This window comes from Pseudodesulfovibrio sediminis (genome assembly GCF_020886695.1).
In the GTDB taxonomy this organism is placed as follows: Bacteria; Desulfobacterota; Desulfovibrionia; order Desulfovibrionales; family Desulfovibrionaceae; genus Pseudodesulfovibrio; species Pseudodesulfovibrio sediminis.
Genome location: NZ_AP024485.1, coordinates 2,983,169 through 3,002,399, shown reverse-complemented (window position 1 = coordinate 3,002,399; position 19,231 = coordinate 2,983,169). Strand labels below are relative to the sequence as shown.

The following is a 19,231-nucleotide window of genomic DNA, read 5'->3' as shown; positions in this document are numbered from 1 at the left end:
ATGACTCAGGTTGACCGTCCAATCGTTTTGCTGGTCGATGACAACAGCATGAATATCGACCTTCTGGTGGATATCCTCAAGGATGACTACAAATTGCTGGTCGCCCTTAACGGCAAGACAGCACTGGAGCGTATTCAGCAAACTCCGCCTGATCTCGTCCTGCTCGACATCATGATGCCGGACATGGATGGCTACGAAGTATGCAAACGCCTCAAAAGCGATGAGCGCACCAATAAAATCCCCATCATTTTCATCACGGCAAAAGCGCAGGTCGAAGATGAGGCCAAAGGCCTGGCCCTTGGCGCAGTGGATTATATCACCAAACCGGTCAACCCGGCCATTGTCCAGGCACGCATCAAGACGCACCTGGCCTTGTACAACCAGAACCGTGAACTGGAATCCAGGGTGGCGGAACGCACCCGCGAGCTGGAAAGCAGCAAGGAAAAGGCGGATGTAGCGAGCAAAGCGAAATCCGCATTTCTGGCCAATATCAGCCACGAGCTCCGCACTCCCCTCAACCATATCATGGGGCTCTCCACCCTGCTCATCGAGATGGACTCCGATACCGAGCGGCTGGATCTGATCCGCCCCATCAACGAAGGGGCCGTACACCTGACCAACATCTTTGATCAGCTGCTCGACCTGACCACCCTCGAATCCGAGGCCGTCAAAATCGAGTTCGAGACCTTTGATTTCCAACGGGCTCTTTCACAACAGGCAGCCATTTTCAAAACCTACGCCGAAAAAAAAGGCCTCGATTTTCAGTTCACCATTCAAGCGGATTTCCCGAAGACCGTGTATGGCGCACCAGTGGAGACCATACAGGCTCTCAACAACGTCCTGATCAATGCGTTCCGCTACACTGAAGCGGGGTCGGTCCGTCTGGATGTCCGCGTGGACCCGGACAATTTCGCCGGATTGGATGAGAACAAGGCCATGCTCAAAATGACGGTGACCGACACCGGCATCGGTATACAGGAAGATAAGCTGAAGACTATCTTCAACAGTTTTGAAATCGGTGAAAAAGTCATAACCAAACGGTTCTCGGGCTCTGGTGTCGGACTGGCCATATCCAAGCATATCGTCGAAAAGCTCAAAGGCAAAATCTGGGTGGAAAGCACGTTTGGCCAGGGCAGCACCTTTCATATCTCGCTCCCCTTCACCATCGAAGACTGATCCCATTTGCGCTGAGCGAACGGCCCCGGCGAGGCCTCGTCCGGTCTTTTACAGCCCCCTGCACACAAAAAAGTCCGACTCCGCAACGGAATCGGACTTCACTCCAGAATGATTCATTACGAGTTCTAGGCTTCCTTGGAGGCCGCCTCACACGCTTCGCTCAGACGATCCTTGATATACGCCATCAGCGCGTCGTCCTTTGCATCAACGTCAAAACAGCAGGCGTCTTCCCCAAGCAGGCCGCCGGGGACTTCATCACCCAGTTCGTCAGGATCGCTTACCAGTTCCTTGTAAAAACAGACAGACAGCCAGCGATCAGCCGGATCGTCATCAATGACGTCGACCATGGCGAACAGGCTGCGCTTGGTCTGTTTGGCATGTGCGGCCCGCAATGAATAAGTGATGCCGGGACGGGCCACGAAATCCAGGTTGACCCCATCCAATCCTTCCAGATGATCCTTCAGGCCGGTGAAGCATTCCTTGGTCTTGTTCGGGTCAGCATCCCAGTTGTCGATCAGTGTGGTCAATTCTTCGAGCAGTTTGGTATCCATGAGTAGAATCTCCAGGTTCTGTGTTCAAAAAGCGTTTGAAGGGGCGCGGCACCGAACAGGCTGTCTATGCTCACTTCAAGCGTTCCTCCTTTAACACCGTCGGCAAAAGCGATGCAAGCCCGGTTTTTCGGCCTGCCCCAACCAGGACTTCCACGGTCTGCGCTTAGGGGCACGCGGTATCCAGAAGACGGTGCTCTCTTTGTGGTAATGGTCAGGATACCGATGCACAGTTGCAGGCGGACAGGATGACGCCAATCGACACTGCACTCTCAGGAAAAAGGACTCGGCAACCATGAAGCACCGACACCCATGACGTGACGCGGATCACCTTCCTCGACCGCCAGACAACGCAGCGGGTGAATGACAAGGAAACAGCAACACGCAATCAGGCAGGAATAAAACAGCTTCATGGAAACGCGCTCTCACATTGGCATCGGCAAAAAGACAAAACAGGGCAATGGAATCAGCTTGGAGATATGACCAGGTGTCTACTCGGTCCTCAACAACGGTAACGTGAAATAAAAGCTTGAGCCAACGCCTCCCGGACCAGGTTCAACACCGATTTCGCCACCATAATATTCGACGATCTCCTTGGATATCGCCAATCCGAGACCGGCTCCCTTAGAAGCCATGGATATCCCCTTGAAACAGGAATCAGCCTGATAATATTTCTGAAAAACCAGTTGCCGTTCTTCAGACGTCATCCCGATTCCGGTATCCGAAACACGGATCTCCAAAACATCTGTTTCCTTTTCACAAATTGACACGATGATCTCGCCCTCGTTCGTGAACTTGACCGCGTTGTCGAGCAGGTTGGTGACGACCTGGGTGATACGATCCAGATCCGCAAACACGCGATACGCGATGCTGTCGGCCTTCACCTGCATTGAAACCCCGGGCGACAGCTGCAATTTGGCCTCTGCCATGGCCACTTCCACAAGAGGCAGGATCAGCAGGGATTCGTCCCGCCATTCCATTCTGCCAGCCTCGATCTCGCTGATGTCCAGTATTCCATCGAGAAGCCGGGTCAGCCGCTCTCCCTCTTCCTTGACAATATCGAGATTTCCAATGGCCCGCTCCACCTTGGCAAGCACTTCAGCGTCTTCCTCGACAGCAGGAACAACCGTTTTCTTCAGCGTCTTGTTCACGAGAATGGCGAAACCGAGAATCGAGGCAAGGGGCGTCCTCACTTCATGCGATGCCGCAGAGACAAAAGCGGATTTCTGATTGTTGATCTCCATGAGCTGTTCGTTGATCTCACTGAGATTCCGTGTTCTCTCCTCAACCCGGGCCTCAAGGTTTTTCTTGGCCAGACGAATCTCCTCTTCATGCTTTTTGCGTTCGGTCACGTTGGTCAGGATGGTGATGGTCGCCACCCTGCCCTTCCAGTTCATGATACCGGCACTGATCATGACCCAGACAAGGGTACCGTCACGCGTAAGGAGACGGCAATCATACTGATTGGGCACATCCTTTCCGGCCTGACGATCGCCATATCGCCTGTAGAGCATTTCCCTGTCTTCCGGATGGACAAAGTCATAGAACGGTATGCTCTGCAATTCCTCGAATGAATACCCGAACATCGAGATCATGATCGGGTTGCAATACACAAGGTGCTCATCCTGAAATATGCCGATGGCTTCAGTCGCCGTATTGACAATGGCCGAGAGGCTCTCTTCAATCTGTTCCAACTCCGTGACATCGGAGATGATGCTTAGAAACGCGTCTTCCCCGTCCCACTTGATGTATTGAGCGGAGATGAGTGCAGAACGAATATCACCATCCTTGGTCAGGAGTTTGTATTTGCCGATGCTTTTGTCCTTCTTTTGCGCAAGGATCGCATCCCGGCGAGCATACACCCTGTCCTGATCAGCCTTGACGATGAAATCTATCGCCCTGGCACCGATCAAGTCTTCTTTGGTACAATTGAACATCTTTTCCATGCTTGGATTCGTGAAGACAATATTGCCTCCCTGAACGATCACAATACCTTGGATGGAAGAGTTGACGATAGCCTGCAGTCTCTGTTCGCTTGCCTTCAGCTTTTGCTCTGAAACATAAAACTTATACAGGGTCGGCGCCAGCTTCCAGACCCCCATCAGAACAAAACAAATACCCAGGGAATACCCAAAGATTTCCGCAAACAGATTGTTGGTCTCCAGATCGGAGAACAGGATGTATTCTTGAAGTGCGGGCACATTCATGCCCAACTGGAGAAGGCTTCCCAACGCAACAGCGCCGAACCCGAGAATCACCCAGATCCAACCGGAGGCACGCCGCACATGCTCTTTCCGCCCCACGTACACCAACAGACAAAAGGCTGATACCAATAACAGGACTCGTATGAGAACTAATATGACAACCATACACATATCCCTGATTCACGCCAGATTCCACCACTACTATTCTATAAACAGGTACTCAATTTTCATTGAATAACCAGTTATCAATGTACTCTCGTTTTGTCGATACTCCAAAAAAAGTACCCAAGCATGCTGGTCATATTTTGTCCTCATTATTTCAGTCGATTAATATATTAAAACAACACCAGATATTCTGACTAAAAACGCGCCACCGCTGGATTTCGGCAAAACTGCAACATTTTTGTTAATCGAAATATCAAAACGATACCATGAAAAATCTACCCCTTTCAAATCCAAGAACAGGCGGTATATCATGGTGTTACTCGGTTTGAATCAAGCTCTGAGGCGCAATCTGGTATCAAAATGATACAAAACCGCTTTCATCGAGAACTTTCCTCAACTTCACCCCCGGGCTCAAGCCTCCATCAGGACGAAGAGCGCCCACTGACTCCGACCAATTTGACCATATTTTGCTTTTTTTGTAATTTATTGTGATTAAATTCAATTTTGACGCCAATTTTTTTTCAAAAAAAGCTAATTCAACAAGAACGTATCCACCAGATGGCATACGACTTGCTCTTATTGCTCACATCACAACACCCGCACAACTCAGCACTTCCCAAGGAGGGACCATGCGTAGAAGAGAATTCATGAAACTGGCGGCAATGGGAGCAACTGGAGCACTGATGGCCGGCCTCCCCGGCATGTCCATGGCGTCATCAGCCAAAGAGGTGAACTGGCTCACCTGGGAGAACCTCGCCTATGACAAATACATTGCGGATTTCGTCAAAAGCTCAGGCATTTCCATTCAAAAAGGCTTTATCGGCTCCGATGACGAACAGTTCGCCAAGATCCGTGCCGGTGGCGGTTCCGACTGGGACCTCATCACCCCCGGACTGGACAAGGTTGAGCTCTATGTCGCTGCGGGTCTCCTCCAGCCGCTCGATCTCGCCAAAATCCCCAATGCCGCGAAACTGTATTCACCGTTCAAGAACACCTCGCTGGGCAAAAAAGACGGCCAGACCTACGGCATCCCCTTCTATTGGGGCATCAACCCCATCGTATACCGTGCCGATCTGATGGATGAAGAGCCTGATTGGTCCACCCTGTTCGAGGGCACCAAATACAAAGGCCGCCTGGCCATGCGTGACTACGCACTGGAAGGCATCGCCATCGCCGCCATGTATGTCGGTATTGATCGCGACCGTATTTTCAAAATGGACGACAAGGAACTGGCCGAATGCAAAAAGGCCTGCATCTCCCAGAAGAAACTGCTGCGCACCTACTGGAACTCCATTGCCGACCTCACCAACCTCTTTGCAGCTGGCGAAGTCGTCTGCGCATTCTCCTGGGTGCCGCCCTACTACGATCTCCGCGCCAAGGGCATCGACATGGGCATGGCCAAACCCAAGGAAGGCGTCATCGGCTGGTGTGACACCTGCGCCATTCCGCAGGGCACCACACCGGAAAGCGCTGCCGCGGCACACGAACTCATCAACTTCGTGCTCGGCCCCGACTACGGCCACAAGCTCGCGCTTGACGGTCCGTATGCCATCAGCACCTCCACGGCCCGCGACTCCCTGTCCGCTGAAGAACAGGATCGCATTTTCATCAAGGACCTCAGCGTCATGGACAACTTTGTCTGGAAGGAGAACCCCTCCGACTACGGCAAGTGGGTCCGCATCTGGAACGAAGTAAAGGCCAGCTAACCAATGGCAAACGCTCACAAGACGGCTTCAGCCTCCAGCATTCTGCTGGAGGCTCGAAGCCTCACCAAGGACTACGGCTCATTCCGCGCTGTTCACGGAGTCAATTTTGACATCCCAGATAATTGTTTCGTCACAATTCTAGGCCCTTCCGGCTGCGGAAAAACAACCATTCTTCGCATGATCGGCGGTTTCGAATCCGTGACCGACGGCAGCCTGGTCCTGCAAGGGGAACCACTCATGGGCGTCATGCCTTACGAGCGCCCCATCAATACTGTCTTTCAGAACTACGCTCTCTTCCCGCACCTTCGGGTGGGCGAAAACGTGGCCTTCGGGCTCAACCTGCGCAAGCTGCCCAAGGACGATGTCGAACGGCGCGTTGACCGTGCACTGGAAACAGTCAAGATGCAGTCGTTGACTCGCCGCTACCCCTCGCAACTTTCCGGCGGACAGCAGCAGCGCGTCGCCCTGGCCCGCGCCTTTGTGAATGAGCCGAAGCTCCTGCTGCTCGATGAACCGCTGGGTGCGCTGGACCTGAAAATGCGCCGCCACATGCAGGTGGAGCTCAAGGATCTGCAGCAGCGCCTCCGCATGAGTTTCCTCTATGTCACCCATGACCAGGAGGAAGCCTTTGCGCTCAGTGACATCATCATCGTCATGAACGGCGGACACATAGAGCAGATCGGTTCCCCGGAAGAGATCTACCACTCTCCATCCAACGCCTATGTGGCCGATTTCATCGGTGGCGCCAACCTCATCCAGGGTTCCATCGTCTCCAGAGATGACGCCACGGGGCAGGCGACCATCGAGACCTCCATCGGCACGGTGGAGGCGCAATGCAGTGACGCCGTCTGCATGGGACAGGATGCCTGCCTGTGCATCCGGGCCGAAGACACCCAGCCCATAGGGGAACCGGAGCCCAACACCCTTGCATTCAAGGCAATCGTTACACACGTCGTCTTTCAGGGCAGCGTCAAACTGGTCGAGACCGAGGTCGCAGGGCAAAAGATCGTTGCCCGCCTGAATCACGACATCCCGGCTTCGGTCGGGGAAGCCATCACCCTCGCCGTACCGCACCATCGCATCCGCGTGGTCCACGGCACACCTCCGGAGGGAGGCAGCGCATTATGAGCCTGAAACGAATCGACATGAAACGCCGGTTGTCGCTGCTCGCGCTCACCGGTCCCAACATCGTCTTCATCTGTCTCTTTTGCGCTGCACCCCTTGCGGTGCTCTTCAGCTACAGCTTTTACCAGGTCGATTTCGTCAGCATCATCCGCGAACCGTCATGGGACAACTATATCCGGGTGGCCGAGAACGCCACCTACCGCGGTCTGATACTCAAGGCCCTCCTGTACGGCATTGTCATCGCCTCACTGTGCGCGACCATCGCCTACCCACTGGCCCTCTACATTGCGAAGAAGGTCAAGGTATACAAGGCGGCCCTGCTGACGTTGCTGCTGATTCCGCTGTACACGGGTGATCTGATCCGCATTTTTGCCTGGCGCGTGGTCCTCGGCGCAGAGGGCGTGCTCAACTCGCTACTCATGTGGCTGGGCATCATCCACGAACCCATCTGGGCCCTGCTCTTCAGCCCGTTTGCGACCATCGTGGTCCTGACCTACAACTACCTGCCCTTCATGGTGTTGCCGCTCTGGGCCGCATTCGAGGCCCTGGACAACTCGTATATCGAAGCGGCCATGGACCTCGGCTGCCGCAACCTGTCCGTCTTTTTCAAGGTCGTGCTCCCCCTGACTGGCGCAGGGCTGGTGGCCGGATTTCTCATGGTCTTCGTGCTGGTTGTGGGCGACTACCTGACCCCGCAGCTCATCGGCGGATCATCCGGCATCACCGTGACCAGCGCCATTCACGACATGTTCGGCGCGGCCTTTGACTGGCCCACCGGCTCGGCGCTTGCATGGCTCCTGCTCCTGAGCATGGCGCTGTTCGTCACCCTCGTGACCTATGCGTTCTACAAATCCCCTTGGGGGCGTGGCGTCCGGGGGGCGAAATAATGCGTATCAACGGCTGGGCCGCCCTGCGCGGCTACACCTTCGTGGTCTATGGCTTTGTCTATCTTCCCATCATGCTCATGGGACTGTTCTCACTCAACTCGTCCGACCTCATAGCCTTCCCGCTCACGGGGTTCACGCTGGACTGGTACAATCAGATCCTGCATGACGAGCGCATCTTCAAGGGGCTGCTCACCACCATGTCCGTGGCCTTTCCGGTGACCATCATCACCACGGTCTTCGGCAGCATGGCCGCGCTGGTCCTGACCCGCCACCAGTTCAAAGGCAAGGTCGCGTTCCTGGCTCTGCTGGTGCTCCCCTTCTTCGTGCCCAAGCTCATCTTTGCCATCGCACAGGTCACGTTCCTCAATGATATCGGTATCCACAAGGGGCTGTATACGGTCTGGATATCCCAGGCGCTCATCATCCTTCCCTTTGTCACCATCATCATCGCATCCGTTCTCTTCAGGATAGACAAACGACTGGAAGAGGCGTCCGGCGACCTCGGAGCAACCCCGTGGCAGACGTTCTGCCGCGTGACGCTCCCCCTGATGAAGAACGGCATCATGGCAGGCTCGTTCATCTCCTTTGTGCTCTCCAACGCGGAGTATACGGTATCCTACTTCACCAGCGGACGGGCACAACCGCTGTCCGTGCTCGTGGCCTCGGACTTCCGGTTCAACCTCTCACCCAGCCTGAACGCGCTGGCCATGCTCATTGTTGTCTTCAACATTCTGGTCATCGTGGTCAGTGAATGGTTCCGCCGCCGCGGCGTGCAGCCAGAGTAGCGTACTATGGGGAATAGCATGAAAACATTGATCAAGAACGGCATGGTCGTCAATGCAGACGAGAGTCGCCGCGCTGACCTAATGATTCAGGACGGCACCATCCTCACCGTGGGCACGGACCTGAACCCTGAACAAGGGTGCAGGGTCATCGACGCACAAGGCCTGCTCGTCATGCCCGGCGGCATCGACCCCCACACGCACCTAGAGATGCCCGTGGGCGACATCCGTACTGCCGACGGCTTTGAAAACGGCGGACGGGCCGCCCTGTCCGGCGGGACCACCACGATCATTGATTTCGTCAATCCCAAACGGAGCCAGTCCTATCTGGAAGCGTTCGACCAATGGAAAGAACGAGCCGCTAACGCCACCTGCAATTACTCGTTCCACGTGACGGTCACCTGGCTTGACGAGAAGGCGGAACAGGAAATCCGCCTTCTGGCCAAAGACCACGGCGTCAACTCGTTCAAGCATTTCACCACCTACCGTGACACGATCATGCTCGACCCAGACAAGCTGCTCCGGAGCTTCTCTCTGGCGCGCGAACTGGGGTGCCTCTGCACCGTGCACGCAGAAAACGACGAGATCATACGTTACCTGCAACACAAACTGCTGGCCAAGAAAATCACCCATCCCAAGGGGCATGTGCTCTCGCGCCCTCCCATTGCCGAAGGCGAAGCCACCAACCGTGCCATCGCACTGGCCAAGGTCGCGGGGGTGCCCCTGTATATCGTGCACATGAGCTGCGCCGAGGCGCTGCGGGCAGTGATCACGGCCCGCGAATCCGGGCAGGAAGTGTACGCCGAGAGCCTGTGCGGCCACCTGCTGCTCGATGAATCCGTCTATTACCACAAAGATCCGGAAGTGGCGGCGCGGTATGTCATGAGCCCCCCGTACAGGAGCGCCGAACACAGGGACGCGCTCTGGGACGGGTTCAAGGCAGGGCATATCCAGACCACGGGCAGCGACAACTGTACGTTCACCCAAGCGGAAAGAAACCGGGGATTGCATGATTTCACCAAAATCCCGAACGGCTCACCGGGTCTGGAAGACAGGATGCGTATCATCTGGAGCGAAGGGGTCGTCTCCGGGCGATTGACTCAGGAGGAGTTCGTTGCCGTCACCTCCACCAACGCGGCAAAGATATTCAACATCTATCCGAACAAGGGCGTCATCACCCCCGGTGCGGACGCCGACATCGTGCTCTGGGACCCCGAGGCCCAACACACGGTTTCAGCCGCAACCCACATGCAGGCCATTGATTACAGCATCTTCGAGGGCATGACGTTCACAGGCTCACCGCACACGACCATACTGGGCGGCGAAGTTGTGTTTGCGGCCGGACAGGTCACGGCACTGGCTGGACAGGGCAAATACATCGCGCGACCGGCACGTCAACGCATCCCGCACTGTCACAGCTAGAAAGCGGCCTCCACGCTCTGGGCAGACGCCGTTGGCGGGAAACCGCGCCGGGTAGTATCGTCTCTGCCATTCACAGGGTACCTATGACACCTTTTCACGGCGACACATGAGAATCTACTCAAAGCCGTACTTCTTGATCTTCCGGTACAGGGTGGCGACGCCGATGCCCAGCTTGGCGGCAACCAGCTCCTTGGCTGCCTTGGTTCCGCCCTCGTCGCCGTAGGCGGTGAGGGCCTGCTGGATAAGATTGCGTTCCATGGTCTCCAGGTTGTAATCAACAAACCGGGACTCCTGAATGCCGGAGCGAACCTTGGCAGGCAGGCTTTCCCGCGTGATCACCGCGTGCGTGTCCACGACATTGGCCACGTATTCGATGGAGTTCTGGAGTTCACGCACATTGCCCGGCCAGTGATATTCGCTCACCGTGCTCCAGAAGCTCTCTTTAATTGTCAGGATTTCCTTGTCCAATCTTCCCATGCTCTGCTCCAGAAACACCTTGGCCAGCAGATGGATATCACGCGGCCGCTCGCGCAGGGGCGGGATATGGATGGGGATGACATTCAGGCGATAAAACAGATCTTCGCGAAAGGTGCCGTTGAACACCATCTCCTCAAGGTTACGGTTGGTGGCGGAGACTATCCGCACGTCAATGGCAGTGGGGGTAGTGGCACCGAGACGGGTGACCTCACGCTGTTCGAGCGCACGCAACATCTTGGCCTGCAAATGCAATGGCATATCGCCGATTTCATCGAGAAACAACGTCCCGCCGTCCGCCTGTTCAAACCGCCCCATCTTTCCCTTGGGATTGGCTCCGGTGAACGCCCCGCCAACATACCCGAACAGCTCGCTTTCCAGCAGCGTCTCCGGGATGGCCCCGCAGTTGATGGCCACAAAAGGGCCGTCCTTGCGTCCACCTTCCTCGTTAAGGGCACGGGCGACCAGCTCCTTGCCGGTGCCGCTCTCGCCCGTCACCAGCACCGAAGACGAGGAGTCGGCGAACCGGGCCACCTGCTCCTTGAGAGACACGATGACTTCCGACGTGCCGAGGATCGCGTCCAGCCCCAGACGTTCATGGGACGACGTCAGACGCAGGGCATCGTCATGCATGACCTGCGCATCGCGAAACATGAACATGCAGGTGCTGTCTCCATGTTGCAGGGCATACTCCTTGCCCGCCACGTCGTAGCGGCCTTCACCGAGATGAATGGTGTACTCGGTGTATTGCAGCACCCGACCGGGGCCGCGCTCCAGCGTCACCCGGATGGACTCCTGCTCCGCAAGGGAAAAATCCAGAATCTGCTGCGCCGCCCGATTTGAGCGGACGATGTGTCCGTCCGCAGAGAGCAACAGAACCCCCTCGTCCACCTTGTCGACCACGGTTTCCAGCAATTCGCCCAAGGCCCGACTGCGGGCGTATTCCATGGATTCGACAACCTTTGAGGCCAGCAGATCAGCCATCTGGGACAGAAAATCGAAAAAGATGTCGAAATTATCCTCGATATGGTCCTTCTGCTCTTCGGAAAAGCAGACAAAACCGATCACGCCCACCACAGTACCGTTGTAGAGGATCGGCGTGCTCATCTCGAAGGTTTCGTCACAGGACTGCCAGTTGGGGCAGTTCGTGCAGAACTCCGAGAACCCCGGTTCCCGGATGACCAGCGGACGCCCGGTCTTGAGCACCTGCTGATAGACCCCGCTGGCCGCGGACATCTGTTTGCCAACCGTCCCGGCAAAACGCCCGGTGCCCGCGACCCTGTAAAGATGGCTGTCCACGATCTCCACATCCACGCGCAAGACCTTGGATATGACAGCCGCATATTTTCCGGCGGCCATGCTGATGCCCCACAGATCCTCGGGCACTGTTTGCATACTCTCCATCCGCTTTCACTCTTCCTTCACATTGTGATCGTCACAGTCGTATCAATATGATAATACGAAAGAGCCCCAAGGGCTTAAAGATATGTTCAACAACTTCAAATGACTTTGGTTTTAGGTGTTTTCATCCCGGGCTCAAAACCAGTATCAAAATGAAAACACATTTAACGTAATCGTAATTTAGCTATTTTTCAAGAAACAGTACACCCTGAAAAAAATATAGGGCACGGCGGGCAGTATTCATACAACATATTATAATAAAAGATTAAATCTGCAATTTCAAGTTTTGTAAAAAACATATCTGCAGCCGCCCCCCGTGGCACAGATAATGCTTTGTCATCACTATTCACAACTCGTAAACCACGCACACTGGACACATATGAAAGAACATGACTCCTCTTCCACGCTTATCAGCGCGGCCCGAACACTCGAACAGATCGCCTACCGCATCAACTATGTGACCGAGCGCGTCTGCGCGCTGCTGGTTGCGGCCATGATCGGTGTTGTCTGGTTCGGTATTGTCGAACGGTATGCCCTGGCCCTTGGCGTGACCTGGACCGAAGAACTCGCCCGATACATAATGATATGGGCCGCACTGCTGGCCGTTCCCTGTTGCGCCTACCGCAGGGAGCACATCGGCCTGGATCTGGTTTTCTCGCGGATATCCCGGGAAAAGCAACGCTATGCCCGGCTGCTTCTGGATGCCATCGGCCTGTGCTTCTTTCTCTTCCTGGCCTACTACGGCATATCCATGGCCAAACAGGGCGCGCACCAGTTCGCCACCATCTTCGGCATGACCATGCTCGTGCCGTTCATCTCCGTTCCGGTGACCGCCGTACTGACCGCCTTCCAGATTCTCGCCACCATGGTGCGCGACACCATCGGCCTCGAACCACTCTTCGTGAAGAAGGAGGCAGCAGCATGATCGCCGTCGTCATAGCATTTTTCGGCCTGCTCATCATCGGCGTTCCCATCGGGTTCGTCCTCGGCATCGCAGGCGTGCTCGGCCTCTACCAGATTGGTGGAGATCAATTCCTGGTCATGGCTCCCAAACGATTTTTCGAAGGCCTCGATCTCTTCACCTTCATGGCCATGCCCTTTTTCATCCTGGCTGGCGAAACCATGAACCGGGTCGGCATGACCAAAAAACTGGCGGACTTTGCCGACGCGCTGGTCGGGTACATGCGCGGCGGTCTGGCCCACTCGAACATGCTCGCATCAGTCCTGTTCGCGGGCATGACCGGCGCCGCGGTCTCCGATACCGCAGCCTTCGGCAACACGCTGGTCCCGGCCATGGTCAAACAGGGCTACACCCGCCCCTTTGCCTGCGCGGTCACGGCGGCCGGGTCCATCATCGGCCCCACCATCCCGCCGTCCAACCTCATGGTCATCTACGGCTCGCTGGCCGGTGTCTCCATTGCCGGACTGTTTGCCGCAGGCATCCTGCCGGGCATCCTGATCTGCGTCCTGTGCATGGCGCTCATCGTGGCCTTGAGCCGAAAGCTCAACCTGCCCAAGAGCAGCGACGGCCCCAGCCTGAGCGTCATCCTGCGCAGCTTCAAGGGATCCATCATCGCCCTGATCATGCCCGCCATCATCCTCGGCGGCATCCTCGGCGGCATCGTCACTCCCACAGAAGCGGCCGCCATTGCGGTCTTCTACGCCTTCTTCGTGGGGATCGTGATCGAGCGCACCCTGACCTTCGACATTGTCATCGACATGCTCATCAAGACCGCCCGCATCACGGGCATGGTCTTCTTGATCATCGCCTCCGCGTCCATCCTGAGCTGGTGGATGACCTTCATGCAGATTCCCCAGCAGATCGCTGACGGGTTCCTGTCCCTGTCCACCACGCCATGGGTCATCAAGGGCATGATCCTGGCCATGCTGCTCGCCATCGGCATGTTCATGGACATCAACGCGGCCCTGATCATCCTTACACCCATGCTCGGCACGCTGACCGCCTCCATCGGCATGAACCCCGTACACGCGGGTGTGGTCATCGTCCTTGCTCTGAATATCTCGCTCATGACGCCTCCGGTCGGCGCCTGTCTCTTTGTCCTTTCCTCGGTCACGGGTGAAAGCATCGAAAAGATCAGCGCCTCCCTGTGGCCCTTTATACTCGTCGAAGTGGGCATCCTTCTGCTGATCACCTACTTCGATGATCTGGCCATGTTCTTTCCCAATATGCTTCTGAACCTTTAACCGAAAATAGAGAGAGAGAGTGACCCTATGAAAACCATGAAAAAAATCGGTTTGACGCTCACCCTGTGCGCATCCATCCTGATGCTCGCCCAGGTTGCCCTGGCAGCCAAAGTGCTCAAAATGCACCACCTGAACAAGAACGGTGCCTTTGACAACCCGTCCGGCGCTGCCGCCGTTGTCTTCAAGAACCTCGTGGAATCCGGCACCAACGGTTCCGTCACGGTACAGATCTTCCCCAGCGGCCAGCTCGGCAAGGACGCTGAAGTCGTCCAGCAGGTCAAGGCCGGCATCATCCAGCTCGGCGTGCACTCCGTGGGCGGCGTGGGCAGTGTATACCCCATGATCTCCGTGCTCGACGTGCCCTTCGCCTTCCCCAACCACGCCGTCGCCTATGAAGTTCTGGACGGGCCCTTCGGCCAGAAACTCGGCGCTGACATCACCGCCAAGACCGGTCTCAAGACCCTGGGCTTCAGCGACTCCGGCGGATTCTTCCAGTTCACCAACTCCAAGCGCCCCATCAAGACCCTGGAAGACATGAAGGGCCTCAAGATCCGCACCATGGGTCTGGAGACACACAAGAAGCTGGTTGCCAGCCTGGGCGCACAGCCCGTGTCCATTGCCTGGTCCGAGGTCTACACCTCCCTGCAGACCGGCGTTGCCGACGGCCAGATGAACCCGGTGCCCATCGTGGAATTCGCCAAGCTGTATGAAGTCCAGAAGTACCTGACCATCTCCAACCACCTGTTCGCTCCCCATGTCTGGCTCATGAACGCCGACTTCTACAACTCCCTGAGCGAGTCCGAGCGTACCGTTGTCGAAAGCGCAGCCAAGACCGCCATCGTGGTCAGCCGTGGTATCGCCAACGCCATCGAGGCATCTGATCGCGGCCTGCCTTTCCTGAGTGAAAAGATGGAAGTCTACACCCTGCCCGAGGCCGAGAAAGCCCGCTTCCGCGCCGCTTCTCTGCCTGTGATCAAGGAATACCTCGAAGGCGCCTTCGGTGAAGAAGGCAAGGCAATGCTCACCGCATTCCTCGACGCCATCGCCAAGGCATCCAAGTAACCTGCACATTCACTCCGGGCGGGCAACATGTCCGCCCGGACTTCAACCAAAAACGCGGATACACATGCAGACACCTACTCAGCCACCCCACATCCTCAGAATGCGCTGCACTCTCTGTGGGAAAACATACGCCCCCGAGGAGCACGCCTATGTGTGCCCCGACCATGGCAACGAGGGCATTCTCGATGTCGAATACGACTACGAGATGATCAGACAGAGTATTTCTCCTCGACTGCTGGCCAACAACAAGATGTGCAACCAGTGGCGATATCGCGCCATCCTGCCCGTGTTGCCGGACACCCCTGCCCCGCCTCTTTCCGTGGGCTGGACGCCCTTGTACAACGCATCCCGTCTGGGCCGGACAATGGGGCTCTCCTCCCTGTGGGTCAAGGACGACTCCCGCCAGCCTACCGGCTCTCTCAAGGACAGGGCCAGCGCCCTGGCCGTAATGAAGGCCCGCGAGGCCGGAGCCTCCGTCATCACCACGGCCAGCACGGGCAACGCCGCTGCGGCTCTGGCCGGAATGTGTGCGGCAGACGGCATGCCCTGTGTCATTTTCGTCCCCCAGACAGCCCCCCGCGCCAAGGTGGCCCAGCTGCTGGCCTACGGCGCACATGTCTTTCTTGTGGAAGGGAGCTATGACGACGCCTTTGAGCTCTGCCTCGAAGCCGCCGCTGAGTTTGGCTGGTACAATCGCAATACCGGTTTCAATCCGTACATGGCCGAAGGCAAGAAAACCGTGGCCTATGAAATATGCGAGCAGCTCGACTGGCAGTGTCCGGACCGCGTGTTCGTCGGCGTGGGTGACGGTTGCATCATCTCCGCCCTGCACAAAGGATTTTTCGATATGCTGCGGCTGGGCTGGATCAACAAGCTCCCCAAACTCATGGGAGTACAGTCCACAGGCAGTGACTTCATGTATCAGGCGTGGAAAGCACAGGCCGATCCGGTTACGTTCCCGCCCATCAAGGCCAACACATTGGCCGACAGTATTTCCGCAGGCCTTCCCCGCGATCGGCGCAAGGCCATGAACAGCGTCTCCCAAACAGACGGCGCCTTCCTGCGCGTCTCGGATGACGCCATCCTCAAGGCCATCCCCGAACTGGCGCAGACCACCGGCGTCTTTGCCGAACCGGCCGGGGCCACCCCCCTTGCCGGGCTGCACGCCGCCATGGCCGACGGGCTGATTGAGACGAATGAAAAGGTTGTTCTCCTGGTCACGGGCAGCGGCCTCAAGGACGTGGACGCGACCATCAGGACGTGTTCGACCGAAGCGACGGTCATTCCTCCGTCACTGGCCGCCATCAAATCATCCATGCCCAACATATAAATCACCGTTACCCCGTAACGACACACAAGAAAGGATAAAGACATATGCTTGATCTCACCATCAATGAACAAGGCCTTGAAAAGGCCGTGGCCTGTGCGCGTGAAAAAAATATCATCATCCCCACGCTGGAACAGATGTGCAACCCGGACAGTATTCCCGATGCCATCAAAGAGAAACTCGGCGATCTCGGCCTGTGGGATCTGGATCCCCTGAATCTCTTCCGCATCACCTGGAAAAACGAATCCAAGGAAAAAGGCGGCACCTACACCGGCGTCAATCACATTGAGCTGCCCTCGTCCCTGACCGGCGTCCCGGCCCGCATCGTCATGCTGGTGGGCAAGTGGTTTCCCACCGGCGCGCACAAGGTCGGCGCGGCCTTCGGCTGTCTGGCTCCGAGGCTGGTCACCGGTCAGTTCGACCCGTCCAGCCAGAAGGCAGTCTGGCCCTCCACCGGCAACTACTGCCGTGGCGGCGCCTACGACTCCAACCTGCTGGGTTGCGAATCCATCGCCATCCTGCCCGAAGGCATGAGCCAGGAACGGTTCGACTGGCTGGCCAACGTGGCCGGCGAGGTCATCAAGACGCCCGGTTCAGAGTCCAACGTAAAGGAAATATTCGACAAATGCTGGGAGCTGCGCCAGTCCGGCGATGATATCATGATCTTCAACCAGTTCGACGACATGGGCAACTACCTGTGGCACTACACCGTCACCGGCCGCGCCATGACCGAGCTGGTCAATGAACTGTCCGACGACCCGAACAAGCGGTTCAAGGGAGTCATCCTGTCCACCGGTTCCGGCGGCACCCTGGCCAGCGGCGACTACCTCAAGCAGCAGTTCCCCAACGTCAAGATCGGCGCCTGCGAAGCGCTCCAGTGCCCGACCCTGCTCAACAACGGGTTCGGCGACCACCGCATCGAGGGCATCGGCGACAAGCACATCCCCTGGGTACACAATGTCCGCCACACTGACATGGCCATCGCCATTGACGATGAAGTGCCCATGAATCTCATCCGCCTGTTCAACGATCCGATGGGCGTGCAGGCGCTCAAGGACAGCGGCGTGCCTGCGGAGATCGCCGACAACCTGCACCTGATGGGCATCTCTTCTGTGGCCAACATGGTCTCGGCCATCAAGTTCGCCAAATACTACGAGCTGGGCGAAGAGGACGTGGTCCTGTCCGTGGCCACGGACTCCATGGACATGTACCAGAGCCGCCTGGTCGAGATGAACGAAGAGCGCGGCGCATATACGGCTACCGACGCCGCATACTCCCGTGCCGTGCTCGACAGCGTGACCCTCGACAACATGCAGGAGCTCAGCCACTATGATCGCAAGCGCATCCACAACCTCAAATACTACACCTGGATTGAACAGCAGGGCATGACCTTCGAAGAGATTCAGGCCCAGTGGTATGACGAAGAATACTGGGAAAACATCCAGAAACTGGCCCCGAAAGTGGATGAGCTTATCAATGCATTCAACAAGAAAACCGGCCTTCTCGACGGCATCCAGGAGTAGTGTGCACCATGTCTGCCAACAATGAATTCTGCCAGTTGAGTATCGCGCTTTGCCAGGAGCTGGTTTCCCTCTCCAGTCTCTCCGGAGAAGAGGAAGACGTGGCCAAGGCTCTGGCCGCTGCCATGAAAGCCAATGGGTTCGACAGTGTTGACGTGGACCGCTACGGCAACGTCGTGGGCCGCATCAAGGGCAACCAACCCGGTCCCTGCATCCTCTTTGACGGCCACATGGACACCGTGCCCGTGCCCGACCCCACCGTCTGGAGCCAGGCTCCCCTTGGCGGTGACATCGTGGACGGCAAGATCTATGGCCGCGGCACATCCGACATGAAGGGCGCACTGGCCGCCATGGTCGGCGCTGCCGCGTGGTTTGCCAAGGAGACCGGCAAGGACTTTGCCGGAGAAGTCTGCGTGGCGGGCGGGGTCTTCGAAGAGCTTTTCGAAGGCATCGCGGCCCGCGAGGTCTCCAAAGCGGTCAACCCCGACTATGTGGTCATCGGCGAGGCGTCCGAGCTGAATCTCAAGATCGGCCAACGCGGCCGTGCCGAGATCGTGGTCGAGACCTACGGCGTCCCTGCCCACTCGGCCAACCCGGAAAAGGGCGTCAACGCCGTACACATGATGACCACGTTGACCCGTGCCATCGAAAAAGTAGCCGCTCCTCAACAGGAAGTGCTCGGCAAGGGCATCTGCGTGCTCACGGATATCAAATCCACGCCCTACCCCGGCGCATCGGTGGTCCCCAGCGGCTGCCGCGTCACCTATGACCGCAGGTTGCTGGTGGGCGAGACGCCGGAAAGCGTGCTGGCCCCGTTCAACGAAGTTATTGCCGTACTCCAGCAATCCGACCCCGATTTCAAGGCAAAGGCATACTTCGCCCAGGGCAAGGAAAAATGCTACACCGGCGCGGCCATGAAGGGAGAACGGTTCTTCCCAGGCTGGCTGTACGATGCCGATGAGCCCTTCATCACCAACACCCTGGCTGAACTCCGAGCCGTCGGAGGTACGCCTGAAATATCGCATTACGCATTCTGCACCAACGGCAGCCACTACGCTGGCGAGGCGGGTATCAAGACCATCGGGTTCGGCCCTTCGCGCGAGAACCTGGCCCACACCATTGATGAGCATATCGAGATCGATCAGCTGAACAAGGCCACCATCGGCTACAAGGCGATCATCAAGGCCCTGCTGAACACCAAATAAAACAAATGCGCCCGGACTCAGC

15 protein-coding genes are annotated in these 19,231 nt (G+C 56.9%); 12 read left to right on the top strand and 3 right to left on the bottom strand.

Going from position 1 to position 19,231, the window contains the following annotated elements; all coding sequences use genetic code 11:
* The gene (locus tag SRBAKS_RS14250; protein WP_229591555.1) at positions 1–1,176 is read left to right on the top strand and encodes a hybrid sensor histidine kinase/response regulator; all 1,176 of its coding nucleotides are present in this window, start codon (positions 1–3) and stop codon (positions 1,174–1,176) included.
* 125 nt (positions 1,177–1,301) lie between these two features.
* Here the strand turns inward: SRBAKS_RS14250 and SRBAKS_RS14245 are convergent, their stop codons facing one another.
* The gene (locus SRBAKS_RS14245) at positions 1,302–1,727 is read right to left on the bottom strand and encodes a hypothetical protein (protein ID WP_229591554.1); all 426 of its coding nucleotides are present in this window, start codon (positions 1,725–1,727) and stop codon (positions 1,302–1,304) included.
* A 488-nt stretch (positions 1,728–2,215) separates the two neighbouring features.
* Positions 2,216–4,093, bottom strand: a complete 1,878-nt coding sequence (locus SRBAKS_RS14240; RefSeq protein WP_229591553.1) for a sensor histidine kinase — start codon at positions 4,091–4,093, stop codon at positions 2,216–2,218.
* Positions 4,094–4,722: 629 nt separating this feature from the next.
* On the opposite strand from SRBAKS_RS14240, the gene SRBAKS_RS14235 reads away from it, so the two are divergent.
* From SRBAKS_RS14235 to hydA, 5 genes are read left to right on the top strand one after another with little or no spacing between them, the layout of a single operon-like run.
* The gene (locus SRBAKS_RS14235; protein ID WP_229591552.1) at positions 4,723–5,799 is read left to right on the top strand and encodes an ABC transporter substrate-binding protein; all 1,077 of its coding nucleotides are present in this window, start codon (positions 4,723–4,725) and stop codon (positions 5,797–5,799) included.
* A 3-nt stretch (positions 5,800–5,802) separates the two neighbouring features.
* A complete protein-coding gene (locus SRBAKS_RS14230; protein WP_229591551.1) occupies positions 5,803–6,927 on the top strand; it encodes an ABC transporter ATP-binding protein in 1,125 nt (374 codons plus the stop codon).
* Positions 6,924–7,811 carry an ABC transporter permease gene (locus SRBAKS_RS14225; RefSeq protein WP_229591550.1) on the top strand — a complete coding sequence of 296 codons (888 nt, stop codon included), beginning with the start codon at positions 6,924–6,926 and terminating at the stop codon, positions 7,809–7,811. Before SRBAKS_RS14230 ends, SRBAKS_RS14225 begins: the two co-directional genes overlap by 4 nt.
* Positions 7,811–8,596, top strand: a complete 786-nt coding sequence (locus SRBAKS_RS14220; protein ID WP_229591549.1) for an ABC transporter permease — start codon at positions 7,811–7,813, stop codon at positions 8,594–8,596. The genes SRBAKS_RS14225 and SRBAKS_RS14220 overlap by 1 nt, the downstream gene beginning before the upstream one ends.
* 18 nt (positions 8,597–8,614) lie before the next feature.
* Positions 8,615–10,015, top strand: a complete 1,401-nt coding sequence (gene hydA / locus SRBAKS_RS14215; RefSeq protein ID WP_229591548.1) for a dihydropyrimidinase — start codon at positions 8,615–8,617, stop codon at positions 10,013–10,015.
* Positions 10,016–10,129: 114 nt separating this feature from the next.
* On the opposite strand, the gene SRBAKS_RS14210 is transcribed toward hydA, so the two are convergent.
* Complete coding sequence (locus tag SRBAKS_RS14210; protein WP_229591547.1) at positions 10,130–11,884, bottom strand: sigma 54-interacting transcriptional regulator; 1,755 nt, start codon at positions 11,882–11,884, stop codon at positions 10,130–10,132.
* Between the two features lie 385 nt (positions 11,885–12,269).
* On the opposite strand from SRBAKS_RS14210, the gene SRBAKS_RS14205 reads away from it, so the two are divergent.
* From SRBAKS_RS14205 to SRBAKS_RS14180, 6 genes are all read left to right on the top strand, one after another.
* Positions 12,270–12,815 carry a TRAP transporter small permease gene (locus SRBAKS_RS14205; protein WP_229591546.1) on the top strand — a complete coding sequence of 182 codons (546 nt, stop codon included), beginning with the start codon at positions 12,270–12,272 and terminating at the stop codon, positions 12,813–12,815.
* Complete coding sequence (locus SRBAKS_RS14200) at positions 12,812–14,095, top strand: TRAP transporter large permease (protein WP_229591545.1); 1,284 nt, start codon at positions 12,812–12,814, stop codon at positions 14,093–14,095. Before SRBAKS_RS14205 ends, SRBAKS_RS14200 begins: the two co-directional genes overlap by 4 nt.
* A gap of 27 nt (positions 14,096–14,122) precedes the next feature.
* Positions 14,123–15,157: a TRAP transporter substrate-binding protein gene (locus tag SRBAKS_RS14195; protein ID WP_229591544.1), complete on the top strand. Its 1,035-nt coding sequence runs from the start codon at positions 14,123–14,125 to the stop codon at positions 15,155–15,157.
* 64 nt (positions 15,158–15,221) lie between these two features.
* Positions 15,222–16,487 carry a threonine synthase gene (gene thrC / locus SRBAKS_RS14190; RefSeq protein WP_229591543.1) on the top strand — a complete coding sequence of 422 codons (1,266 nt, stop codon included), beginning with the start codon at positions 15,222–15,224 and terminating at the stop codon, positions 16,485–16,487.
* A gap of 44 nt (positions 16,488–16,531) precedes the next feature.
* A complete protein-coding gene (locus SRBAKS_RS14185) occupies positions 16,532–18,007 on the top strand; it encodes a pyridoxal-phosphate dependent enzyme (protein ID WP_229591542.1) in 1,476 nt (491 codons plus the stop codon).
* A gap of 8 nt (positions 18,008–18,015) precedes the next feature.
* Positions 18,016–19,209 carry a YgeY family selenium metabolism-linked hydrolase gene (locus SRBAKS_RS14180; RefSeq protein ID WP_229591541.1) on the top strand — a complete coding sequence of 398 codons (1,194 nt, stop codon included), beginning with the start codon at positions 18,016–18,018 and terminating at the stop codon, positions 19,207–19,209.
* Positions 19,210–19,231: the final 22 nt, after the last annotated feature.